Origin of the sequence: Microcystis sp. M53602_WE12 (genome assembly GCF_030065455.1) — a bacterium.
In the GTDB taxonomy this organism is placed as follows: Bacteria; Cyanobacteriota; Cyanobacteriia; order Cyanobacteriales; family Microcystaceae; genus Microcystis; species Microcystis aeruginosa.
Map to the genome: position 1 here is coordinate 1 of NZ_JASJFB010000052.1, position 11,798 is coordinate 11,798.

The 11,798-nt window shown below is 40.0% G+C and carries 8 protein-coding genes and 1 pseudogene; 4 read left to right on the plus strand and 5 right to left on the minus strand.

The window, feature by feature from the left end; all coding sequences use genetic code 11:
* Positions 1-75 precede the first annotated feature (75 nt).
* The 4 genes and pseudogenes from PX482_RS02275 to PX482_RS02290 form a co-directional block, all read right to left on the minus strand.
* Positions 76-198, minus strand: a pseudogene (locus PX482_RS02275) (helix-turn-helix domain-containing protein); the annotation flags it as partial.
* Positions 199-309: 111 nt separating this feature from the next.
* On the minus strand, positions 310-3,408 hold the full coding sequence (locus tag PX482_RS02280; RefSeq protein WP_002761896.1) for an efflux RND transporter permease subunit: 3,099 nt from the start codon (positions 3,406-3,408) through the stop codon (positions 310-312).
* 382 nt (positions 3,409-3,790) lie between these two features.
* Positions 3,791-5,317: an efflux RND transporter periplasmic adaptor subunit gene (locus PX482_RS02285; RefSeq protein WP_223213057.1), complete on the minus strand. Its 1,527-nt coding sequence runs from the start codon at positions 5,315-5,317 to the stop codon at positions 3,791-3,793.
* Between the two features lie 85 nt (positions 5,318-5,402).
* Positions 5,403-6,377, minus strand: a complete 975-nt coding sequence (locus PX482_RS02290; RefSeq protein WP_002761899.1) for a hypothetical protein — start codon at positions 6,375-6,377, stop codon at positions 5,403-5,405.
* Between the two features lie 414 nt (positions 6,378-6,791).
* Between PX482_RS02290 and PX482_RS02295 the strand changes: the two genes are divergently transcribed.
* Entirely contained in the window at positions 6,792-7,040 is a 249-nt protein-coding gene (locus tag PX482_RS02295; RefSeq protein ID WP_288024099.1) for a hypothetical protein, read from the plus strand.
* Positions 7,041-7,763: 723 nt separating this feature from the next.
* Entirely contained in the window at positions 7,764-8,666 is a 903-nt protein-coding gene (locus PX482_RS02300) for a helix-turn-helix domain-containing protein (protein ID WP_288024096.1), read from the plus strand.
* 100 nt (positions 8,667-8,766) lie between these two features.
* Here the strand turns inward: PX482_RS02300 and PX482_RS02305 are convergent, their stop codons facing one another.
* Positions 8,767-9,285, minus strand: a complete 519-nt coding sequence (locus PX482_RS02305; protein ID WP_002761905.1) for a hypothetical protein — start codon at positions 9,283-9,285, stop codon at positions 8,767-8,769.
* A 285-nt stretch (positions 9,286-9,570) separates the two neighbouring features.
* Between PX482_RS02305 and PX482_RS02310 the strand changes: the two genes are divergently transcribed.
* Both PX482_RS02310 and PX482_RS02315 read left to right on the plus strand, forming a co-directional pair.
* Positions 9,571-9,834: an acyl carrier protein gene (locus PX482_RS02310; protein WP_002761907.1), complete on the plus strand. Its 264-nt coding sequence runs from the start codon at positions 9,571-9,573 to the stop codon at positions 9,832-9,834.
* Positions 9,835-9,896: 62 nt separating this feature from the next.
* On the plus strand, positions 9,897-11,693 hold the full coding sequence (locus PX482_RS02315) for an NAD(P)/FAD-dependent oxidoreductase (RefSeq protein WP_002761909.1): 1,797 nt from the start codon (positions 9,897-9,899) through the stop codon (positions 11,691-11,693).
* Positions 11,694-11,798 lie beyond the last annotated feature (105 nt).

The window sequence follows — 11,798 nt, forward strand, 5'->3', positions numbered from 1 at the left end:
CTCTAGATAAAAAACAATTGACAAAAATCGCTAAATGCCTTTCTCTATAAGGGTTCCATCCCTTATAACCCCCGTCCATTGCATAACACAAACCGAAGAGCCTTTATTGTAAACCAATCTTACACAGCCCAAAGTGCGCCGCAATAGCGACTCTTGTTCGGGTGTGGGGTAAAATCGAAACGAATAGGCTTTTTCCATGTCTCACATTCTAGCATATATTTCGTAAATGTTCTAATATTTAACAGTAAAGCCGTCGTAGAACGACGGGGTTTCAGACCCAAATTTTCGATGACTGCGATAATCATACCGTTACTGCGGTTTAGCACTCTGTGTAAGGTTTTTACGACCTAAGAGTAGATATACGGAAGGAACAAAATATAACGCTATTAAAGTGGCGCCACCTAACCCACCAACAATACTAATCGCAAGAGGTGGCCAAAAACCACTGGGATCAAATAATAAAGGGATAAACCCGATAATCGTGGTTAAGGTGGTTGCTACCACATGACGAGTAGCTCGCATAACCACATTTCGAGTTGCTCGACGTGAACCAAGGCTGGCTTGAGCATCATGACGCAAAGCGTCAAGAATTACGATTGAATCATTAACACAGATTCCTAACAGTCCAATGATCCCTAAAATCGCTGTAAACCCAAAAGGATAATTAAACAAGGCCAATGATCCTAAGCCTAGTCCTAAGGATAAAATCGCAACAAGAATAATAATACTTGCCATACGGAAAGAATTAAAAGTGAGGACTAAACTGGCCACCATAACGATCGCTAAAACCCCAAGAGTTGCAATCAAATTACTTAAAGCATCCTGACGTTCTCCTTGTTCTCCGCCAAAATCCCATGAATAACCATAGGGTAACTGAAAATTACTCATTTCTAATCGTTTTTCAAACTCAGAGAGTACTTGTTCCGGTAATACACCAGCCGGAATAAAACCCTGTATGGTATTCATCCTTTGGCCATTACGACGTGAAATAGCAACAATATCGGGGACAATTTCCACATTTCCCACCGCTGATAAGGGAACAATTGTCGATGAAGTTGCAGAATTTCCTGAAGATAAGAGGTTTAATGAGCTAATTTCAGCTAGATTGCTCCGTTGACTATTAGAAGTCCGAACTCTCACAGGTAGTTCTTTTGTTCCTTCTAAAATCGAGCCTCCGACTGTTCCCTCTAAACTGGTGTCTAATTGACGAGCAACGGCTCTTTTATCTAACCCTGCTAAACGTAGCTTTTCTTCATTAAGATTGACAGCTAATTTGGGCAAACTTTCGCTTAAAGTGGCGCGAGTATGGATAATATCAGGGGTTTTAGCTAATTCGGCGCGAACTTGATCGCCTAAAGCCTGTAATTGGGCTAAATCTGACCCATATAAGCGTAATTCAATCGGTGCATCAAAAGGAGGACCCTGTTCTAATTGTCGGACAATAATTTGCGCTTGGGGAAAGGCTTGATCTAATTCTTGCTGTAAGGTGCGAATTAACGCACCCGACTTGACGTTTTTCTGAAGTTGAACAATTCCTTGAGCATAATTAGGAGATTGTTCTCGATTTTGTAAGACATTGTAGTAAAAAGAGGGCGCACTTTTCCCAATAAACCATTGAACGTCTTGAATTTCAGGATGCTGTAAGATTAACTTTCGGGCTTGCATCACTTGAGACTGGGTTTCGGGTAAAGACGCACTGATGGGTAATTCAAAGGTTAAATGAAATTGTTCGCGATCGGTGGGGGGAAAAAACTGTTGTTGTAGGGTAGGAAAGCTCATAAAACCCCATAAGGGAAGAATAAGAATAAGGGCGATCGCTAATAAGGGACGTTGAAAAGTGCGATCTAAACTCCACTTATAAAGATAGGTTAAACGAGAATGGGTAAATCCGCTTTGCCACCAATATCCATTTGTGGGGGTTGGTTGCCAATGATGTAATCTTCCCGCTAAGGCAGGAATCACGGTGACAGATAGAATAAACGAGCTAATTAGGGCTAAAATTACGGTTACTCCAATCGTTCCCGTAAATTCTCCAGTTGCTCCTGAAGCGGTAGCAATGGGCAAAAAAGCGATAACACTGGTAAAGGTAGAAGCGAGTAAGGGAATAAAAATATGATGTACGGTAGTAGCAACGGCTTTGAGCGGTGATATACCTTCTTCTTCTTTTAAAGCCATTTGCACCTCATCAACCACAATAATCGCATTATCAATTAATAATCCCAAAGCGATAATTAACCCTGTCACCGAAATTTGATGTAGGGGAATGCCTAACACCTTCATACTGCCAAAAACCATCAAAACTGATAAAGGAAGGGATGTTCCCACGATTAAAGATGATTTCCAGCCCATGATCACAAAGGTGATCCCAAAAACTAAGACAGCCCCCATGATCAGGTTTGATAAAACCGAGTCCAGTTGTTGCTGCACATAACGACTTTGATTAAAGATAATGTGTAGGCCAATTCCTTGAGGAAGGTTTTTTTCAAATCTTTCTAACTTAGCCTTGGCGACTGTCATCCAAGAATCTAAGCGTCTATCAGATTCCACAAAAGCAGTAATTGCGATCGCCCGTTTTCCCTTAATCATCGCGACTTCTCTGGGCGGATCTTCAATTCCTTTACTAATATTTGCAATATCACCTAATCGCACTACTTGACTAGACGAACCTGATTTAATTGATAAACGATTTAAACGGTCTAAAGAATCTAATTCTCCTTCAATTTCCAGCAATAAGTTACTTTGTTCGCTTCGTAATTGGCCGGCAGCAACTTTGGCATCACTTTCTAAGATTTGTTGAGATAGGGACTGTATGGTTAATCCTAAATGGGTTAATTGTTGGGGAGCAACTTCAACTCGAATTTCCTCCGTAGGATTGCCAAATAATTCAACTTTTTCTGTTCCTTCAATTAACCGTAAATCATCTTCTAATTCTTGCGCCCAACGGCTCAAAATGCCATAATTCGGAGGGCTTGATAATTGCCAAGTTAAAGCAACAATTAAGGCGTTGGCTTTGGGTTTTGATTCTTCAAATTCAGGGAGAGAAGTTCCCGATGGTAATTGAGAAACAGCATCATTGACTTTATCACGAATTTGTGACCAAACGGGATCAACATCGGTAATTTGGTCATTTAATTCAATGGTAATGCTGGAGAAGCCAAGCTGAGAGGTAGAATCAATATTTTGAATTTCTTCGACTTCTAGTAAAGCTTGTTCTAATTTATCAGTAACTAGCGTTTCTACTCGTTCAGGGGTTGCGCCTGGAAATTGGGTGTTAATGACCGCAAAACGAGGGGTTAATTCGGGATCTTCCATACGAGGTAAACTGAAAAAGGAAGATAAGCCCCAAACGGCGATCGCCAAAATAGTTAAAACTAATAATCGGACGTTTTTATAAAAGATGGAAGACATAGGAGAATGATGAATTAAGAATTGAGAATTATGAAGTTCGGGGGAGAAAGTAATAAGTAATAAGTAGGGTTTGCGGCAAAAAGTTTTTCCTGGGGGCAGGGTGTGGGGTGTAGGGTGTGGGGTGTAGGGTTTTACCCATTTTCAGGTGGTCAATTACCTAATTTTCAGGGAAAAAGTCCAGGAATTTTCTCCGCGATCACTCCCAGATCTGGTACTTTTTGATTTCCCAAAAGTCTAAAAGTCTTACCCAACAAGGTTTTTAGATTTATTCAGCAAACCCTAAGTAGGGAGGCACAATTATTTGTCGGATGGGTTAGCGGTAGCGTAACATAATCGGGCGTTGGGTTTCATGCTTCAACCCAACCTACGTTCTGCTCACTGTTTACTGTTTACTGATTTTTACCTTTTGCCCCGAAATAATGCGATTTGTGCCATTAGTAATCACTTTTTCGGTTCCGTCTAATGTTCCTCGCACGAGAACTCGCTCCCCATCGGTGTATAAAACCTCCACATCCCGACGTTCTACGACAAATCCTTGGGCTGCATTCCCATCTCCTAGGACATAAATCGACCATAATCCTCGAATTCCCTTAACAAGAGCGGTACTAGGTAGCCAATAACCCGAAGTATTAATGTTTTGTTGCCATTTCCAGGTGACAATTTGTCCAGTGGTTAGCAGCGGTGAGGTAGCCTCGCCGCTACTTCCTGCTCCTTTAACTTGAAAAACCACCGTCACGGTACGACTGGCAGCATCTAGTTCAGGTAAAATTGCCTTAACGGTCGCTGAATAAGATTTTTGGTCAATTTTTAGGGTTTGTGATTGTCCGATCTTAATCTCAGAAGTCAGGGACGTAGGAACACCAATATGGGCTTTAACGCCGTCTAATTGTACCAAACGCACCACCCCTTGACCCGCTTGTACCGCCGTTCCTTGATCGAGATAACGTTTTTGAATTTTGCCCGAAAAAGGGGCTTTAAGAACGGTCTTTTCTAAATCAAGTTCAATACTAGCTAAACGACTATCTAGCTGTTTAATAGCTGCTTTTTGGGCTTCAATCACTTCCCTGCGAGTCCCTGCTAACAACTCATCCAGTTGACTTTGAGCCTGTTTAACCCTTGCTCGCTGTTGAGTTAAGATTTCAGGGCGTGTTCCTGCTAATAGCTCATCTAATTGGCTCTGGGCTTCATTAACCCTTGCCTGTTGACTATCCATATCTGTGACCACTTCGTCAAACTGTTCAAGAGAAATAGCCCCTTGCGTATAAAGATTCTGTCGTCGCTCCCGTTTACTACGAGCCAAAGCTAATTGTGCTTGCAGGGTTTTCAAACGCGCTTGGGCTGCCGCAATGGTTTCAGTGCGAGGTCCCACTTCCATCTCTTGTAGTTGAGCTTTTTCTTGAGCCAAATTTGCTTGGGCTGCGGCAATCGTTTCAGCACGAGAACCCGCCTCCATTTCCTTTAATTGTGCTAAAGCCTGTTGTTTTTGGGCTAATAAGTCTTGTGTTTGGGCGATTAATTGACGGTCATCTAAACGAGCAAGGGGCGTTCCTTGATTCACCCATTGTCCTTCTGTCACCAGCAGTTGAGTCATTGTTCCTCCTCGTTCAAACCCTAAATCACTGGTATTTTGAGCGACAATTTCCCCAGTGTAAGTTCGAGACTGTTGATAAGCATTGACCTGTACTAGCCGGTCAATTTCAACGGGGAGAAGATGTTCATTTTCGGCAACCGAAGGGGCGATTGGTTGAGTTGGTTGACTCATTGACCCAATCCCATAACCAACTCCTAACAATAAAAGTCCCCCAAGATACCATCGCCGAACCCCTTGGAAACGGCGTTTTGATTGTTTTTGAGGTTCAGAAGAGGTGGCAGTGATTTTTAGGGGATATTCCGACATAGGAGGTGACATAGGATGGTTATCTGGCATAAGTCTATTCATTAAAGAATTTAACGTGAAGACGGGGATGGGTCTCAGCTTATCTACAACTGCTGTCCTATTCTTTCCGAATTTTATTTTTCAAACGACACCCTACGGCAATAATGCCTAAACTCATTAAGCCAAGGGTAACAGAAGGTTCAGGAGTCGAAACAATTCTCAGTTGCAGGGGAAATTGAATAGAAACCACGGGATTTAATGGGCCAATTGAGGGATCGATAAAAACGTCATCTGGGACAACGGCGGCATCTTCACTGACTAATTGTACTTTATTAGAACCCACATCGACTAAGAAAGCATTGGCTAATCCGTCAAATTCTCCGAGCAGGCCAGCTACCTTAGAAACACTAAAGGGATCACTAATAATCGCTTCAGAGTCATCATCAGGAGCGGTGGTTGCGCCATATTCTAAGAATGAATAAATATCGCTATAACCAAAGCTAAGAATTTTAGTGTTGTCCAACAATAAAAAGCTTTCCACTTCCTTAGGATTAGCGGCATAAATGCGTTCTTCTAGAGAAGACGTAGGAGAGGAAAAATAGTTCTCTCCATTAATATCATTTCCTAAATTCCAACTCTTGGTAAAATCCCCGTTTTTAGGACCAAAACTAAACCCAATACGATCGACATTAATACTGTTATTGGTGAGGAAAGTCGCAAAGTTAGAAAATCCTGTAATATTATTTAACAATGTGGCGGCTCGGGTTGCTCCTAAAGGATTAACCAAATTTTCGGGACTAAAATCAATCCCCGCAGCATAATAGGGGGCTGGATTTCTGGGTGAATTTAAAGCGGTTTCAGTGTGACCGGCGCCATAGCCCACAAATCCTTGAGGAGTCGGGTCTGTTCGTTTTCCAAATAACCGCAAACAGTTATTAGAAGCAATAGGCCGAGTTGCAATAAATTGGATGGAACTAAAATCAAATAAATCACCTGTTTCACAACTAGCAGCACGAGTGGGAAGGGGAGCTAATAAAGTGGCTGTTCCAGCGGTAGTTAGCCCAAGCAATAAAGCAAAATGACGCATAGACATGAGTTTTTTCCTAATTCAAAATAGAGAGATTATGAAAAACCTTTTGTGGTTTTTGCTGATCAGCATACTTCTAAATTGCTGAAGATTAGAGATTTAGATAGATTAATTTTAGATTTGATGATTAAGTTTTTTTAAGTTCAATCTATCTAGACATCATCTAAGTAGGGAGGCACAATTATTTGTAGGATGGGTTAGCGGTAGCGTAACATAATCGGGCGTTGGGTTTCATGCTTCAACCCAACCTACGTTCATCTTATATTTAATTCCACCCACCCACTTATATCTAGTTTAAAATAGGAAAGTCCTCAGCAAAATGGAGAATCTTTGGCAGAAGACGACTTTGACTGCGATTAACAGCCCGAAGGTATCGACTAATGTGAATCTCTTTCTTCCTTTGGCTCTTCGGTTTGTGTTATGCAATGGACTGGGGTTATAAAAGATGGAACCCTTATATACAAGGGCATTTGGCGATTTTTCTCAATTGTTTTTGATCTAGAGCGAACTAATCAATTAAATCTCTTGCCAGATAAGGATTTAGTCGATTTATGCCCCCATATCGAACCATACCAAGTCCCGAAGAGCCCTTCCTTTAATCCGTTTCCCCGCATCATAACCCACCTCTTGATTAATCATCGTGGCGGTTTTGACCGATTGGCTGTCTAAAACTCCCGCGCTCGCCGCCGTTAGATGACCTTCCATCGTCCTGACGTAATCCCGGAGACAGTTATGGATTTTCAGCCATGTTCCGTCTTGAGTCCACTTTCTCAAGTAGTAGTAAGCTAAGACGCATCTTAACCGCCTATCCTTAGATTAGCTAAATCTCCCCTAATCCCTTTACTTTTGCCTCTTGCAAGAGTGCAAGAGTGCAAGAGTGCCTCATCTCAACAAGCAATTTAAATGCGCGGGCAGCTTATACTGTCCCGTCAGGCGGGTAGTCCTGGGGCAGCCACCGCCACGCGCATTACCTACAGAGGACGTAAAATAGGGCGTTGATGACACCGATGCAAAAGTTAGTTCGGGTCTAGGTTTTAAGAAATTCCGCCCAAGAAGATTCATATCTCAAATCAGCAACGCCTTGCATGACTACTTACTATAATTTGAAGTGCGGAATGTGGGTTTTAAAAATTTGCGGAAAGACGCATCTCCGCTTGTAGATCAAAGACAAGCTCAATACAACACTTTCCGAGACGGAACATCCCATGCAATCACCGAAAGGCTTACTGTATAAGCACTTCAACCCTAGTAGTTGTACTTGAGCGATCAGCCAAGTGCTGTAATTTCCTTATCAAGAATTAAGAAGATCAGGAAATCAGTTTTGTCTGTGATGGAGTGAAAACCATCTTTTGTCAAAAAATTATCTATTTTGAAAATTATAGGAACAGTCTCATGCTTTTAACTCCAAACTGTAACCCTCTTAACTCCCTTAACTTCTCTCATTCTACGACTAACTTTCTTAATTCCGTCCCTCAGCAAGAAATAGCTGAATCCATATCTGTTATTCAATATTTAATCAATCAAATCCCTGAATCTGTATTGTGGATCGATTCCCAAGGACGGATTAAGCATTACAATGATGCGGCTTGTGCTTTATTGGGATATTCCAGAGAACAGTTATCTAATTTGACTATAGAAGAAGCTGCTCAAGATTTTTTAAACTCAGATTGGTCTAGATACTGGAAATTAATTCAACGTCGAGGTTTTGGACGTTTGATCACACACCATCCTTATTATGGGGATCATCAATCCCTCGATATTACGGTTAACCTTCTCAAATATGGAGATCAAGATTATATAAGCATAGTAGCTCGTTCCTTAAATTTTCTAGAATCTGAAAAAGATGGCTACGCTTGCAGAATTCATCCTTCTGTTAACTCAAAACAAGCTCCTCAATCGTTGATACAGCCTTCTTCTACCCCGCAACCGAATTTCTTTGATTCTTTGGCTTCTTTCTACCCTAATAGTTCTCAATTAAAACCCGTTTTTGAGTTTATTGAGGCAAATTATAGTCAACCGATTACCCTCAATGATGTGGCTGGAGCGGCTGGTTATTCTCCTGCTTATTTAACCAATTTAGTTAAGCGTCGCACCGACAAAACGATTATTCATTGGATTGTGGAACGAAGAATGCTAGAAGCCCGATCCTTGTTACTGAAAACCCATGAGTCAATTACCAAAATTGCCGCCACCGTTGGGTTTACTGACCCCTATTATTTTTCCCGTCGCTTTAGTCAGTTACATAAAGTATCTCCTAAACGTTGGCGAGAAAAATATCAAACTCAAGTAGCTTAAATGATGGCTGAGTTTTAGGTTTTAGGTTCTAAGTATTTAAACTTTACACCTTACATAATCATGATTGAGGTGGGCAATGCCCACCTTAGTAGTGCTTAAATTATCCCTGTTTGATGGCAGAAAGATAAGGAGATTGACGAGAGAGTGAAAGGGTAATACCTAGTTGGGATAAATCAACCATTTTATCTTTTAGGATAAACCCTAAGCCATATTTTTCTACCACAGGAAGCGGTAATTTGGCGGCATGACTATAAACCACTCTAACGGTATCTTTGCTTCCTTTATTGGGTAAATTATTAGGTTTTTTTTGAACAGATTCACCTAAAAACTGGAGAGAGCTACAGGTTTTATTTGCTTGTTGGGCAATGTGGAGAAATTCAGAAATTGCTTGCTCTAATTCCTGTGTCAAGGCATTAATCTTCTCACCAACTTCCAACAGTTGATACTCCTGTTTAGATAACAGTTTTTCTAGCTTATCTTGCAGTTCTGTTTCAAGCTGTACAACGGCTGAAGTTAATAATTCTTGGAGCATTTGCGGAGATTTATGAGCGGTTTCAATCGGTTGAGTAGTGGAATAAATCTCTGTAACAGATGGGTTAAGAACATGAGTCTCTATCATAATTTTTACCTAGTAACTAGCAACTTAACTTTGTTACCTTTTATTGTAAGAAAAAAGGAGTTGAAATTTAATGGATAATATTTTGTATTGTCTGCTAGGTTTTTCGATTATATTTATATGGTAAAAATGTACTAAACTTGACCATAAAAAATAGGAATAAAAAAAATCCAGTTTTGGCGAAAAATAAAACATGGCTGATCAATGGATAGAGGAATAAACTAGGAATATAAGTTAAGCAATCTTAGTTTGCTAAAACACTTTTTTCACGTTAAAGGAACTTAACCCATGATGACAACTGTTCAATCTCCTTCTACCGTTGAAGACATTCAAAACTGGCTCGTTGATCAGTTTGCTCAACAACTCGATGTTGACCTTGATGACATTGATATTGAAGAACCTTTTGATAATTATGAACTCGACTCACGAAAAGCGTTAGTTTTATTAGGACGCTTAGAAAAATGGCTCGGAAAGGAATTAAATCCTGTGGTCATTTTTAACTATCCCACCATTGCTGAATTAGCAACCCGATTAGGGGAATTATATCTTTAACTTTTTCTTGTATTCTTTCTTATTCACTCTCTTCCTCATCACATTTTAGGAGAATTTCACCAATGGTTGCTACTAACACTAATGAGTATGATGTTGTGATTATGGGAGCAGGTTTCGCCGGGGTCTGTCAAGCAAGACACTTACTTCTAAATGTTCCCAACATTAAAATTGCACTCATCGATCCTCGTCCAGAAGAAAGAACTAATAAAGACCTCAAAATTGGCGAATCAATGGTGGAAATTGCCACCCTATTTGTTTGCAAAGAATTGGGGTTATATGAGTATATGATCGAAAATCATCCCCCTAAATATGCTCTTAATTTTCATTGGGCAAAAGATGCATATAAAACTGACACCATTGATGATTATTATCATATTTGGGCGAATCGACAATTTCCCCTTGGCACGTTTCAAATGAACCGGGCAAAATTTGAACGGGATCTCCTAAAAATGAATAAAGCGATGGGAGCAACTTTTTATCAAGGTCGAGTTGTAGATGTTGATTTAACCTCAAAAGATGAACTCAAAACCGTTATCGCTAAAGTCGAAAATGAACAGATAACTCTCAAAGCAAAGCCCGTTATTGATGCCGCAGGACGGAAGTTTATTATTGGTCAAAAAACCGATAATCTCCTATTTGGAGCAGATAATCTTTTTGGACTTGATACCGGTTCTGTTTGGGTTAGAGTTAACAATATTGATCGCACCATTTTTCACGATGGTTATGATCCTTATGGTACAACTTGTAGCCATTACTATGCAACCAATCATTGGTTCGGTCATGGTCATTGGTTATGGATGATTCCTACCGAGAAGGATAGTCAAGAAATTTCCATTGGCATTGCTTATCATCGTTCAGCGATCGCTGATTATCAAATTAACACAAAAGAGAAATTTTATGATTTCTTAAAAGCCAATCATGAAATTCTCTATCGTTTAGTGACCAGTGGTGAAAATATTGATTTCCACTATTTGCCGCGGCCAGCCCATACCAGCAAAACCATGTTTTCAGCCGATAATTGGTATGTAATTGGAGATGCCGCTTGTATTTTTGATCCTTTTTATTCTTTGGGATCTAGCATGATTTCCTATCAAATTGAATGTACGACAGAAATTATTCGCAGTAAATTAGCAGGAGAAGCTATTGGCGAGAAAAAACAAGCGGCGTACAATGATTTTATCCTAACTTACACGCGGTTTAATAACCATCTAATCAAACATCATGATCAACAGTTAGGAGATGCCAGTATTATGAGTTGGCGCATCTATCATGATTATATCTGGTGGTTTGGTGTCCAAGTTCCTATGTACACAGGAAAATGGTTTCTAGACTTGGATTTTCTAGCACGATATACCCTTGGCTTAAAAGAACATCAAACAGGATATTGTGAACATCTTTATCAACAATTTAATGAAGTCATTAAACAAGGAAAAAATTTAGGTTTTATGGATTGTTATCGAGGCGATCAACTTTGGGGAGATTATCATACTCTTCAACATTTTGATAACTTTGTCGAAAATAGCAAACTTGAACCCAAACGGTCTAATGTCTTTGCATCTATGAAATGGACAAATTTCTACACAGCAATTTGGTATGCTAAATTTCTCTGGAAAGGTTTTGGGTGGCGTGGCTTTTTAAATGGGAAAAATCTTTACTATTTGGCCGAACATTTTGTTCATATGCTGCAAGCAATGATCGGTGAAATGTTTTATAAACATTTTACTAAAGGGATTCCTGATAATAGCCAAATTGAACAAATGCGTCAAGAATTTACCAACTATCGTTATCGTCCTCAACTGAATTCTTGGCTAAAAGAAGAAGTGAAAAGATCGCCCGAAAAAATGCCTATTGGTGTCTAAATTTGGGTTAATCACTTAGGCATAGCTAAAAGATAACATCAAAAATCACAAGATAGCATCTTTTACCTTTAACCCTACGCAATTACTGTCTATTAATTACGGATA

Coding starts and splice junctions, on each gene's coding strand:
- PX482_RS02280 (WP_002761896.1), bottom strand. CDS start 3,408: ATGTCTTCCATCTTTTATAAAAACGTCCGATTATTAGTTTTAACTATT.
- PX482_RS02310 (WP_002761907.1), top strand. CDS start 9,571: ATGATGACAACTGTTCAATCTCCTTCTACCGTTGAAGACATTCAAAAC.
- PX482_RS02285 (WP_223213057.1), bottom strand. CDS start 5,317: ATGTCACCTCCTATGTCGGAATATCCCCTAAAAATCACTGCCACCTCT.
- PX482_RS02295 (WP_288024099.1), top strand. CDS start 6,792: ATGCAATGGACTGGGGTTATAAAAGATGGAACCCTTATATACAAGGGC.
- PX482_RS02305 (WP_002761905.1), bottom strand. CDS start 9,285: ATGATAGAGACTCATGTTCTTAACCCATCTGTTACAGAGATTTATTCC.
- PX482_RS02290 (WP_002761899.1), bottom strand. CDS start 6,377: ATGTCTATGCGTCATTTTGCTTTATTGCTTGGGCTAACTACCGCTGGA.
- PX482_RS02315 (WP_002761909.1), top strand. CDS start 9,897: ATGGTTGCTACTAACACTAATGAGTATGATGTTGTGATTATGGGAGCA.
- PX482_RS02300 (WP_288024096.1), top strand. CDS start 7,764: ATGCTTTTAACTCCAAACTGTAACCCTCTTAACTCCCTTAACTTCTCT.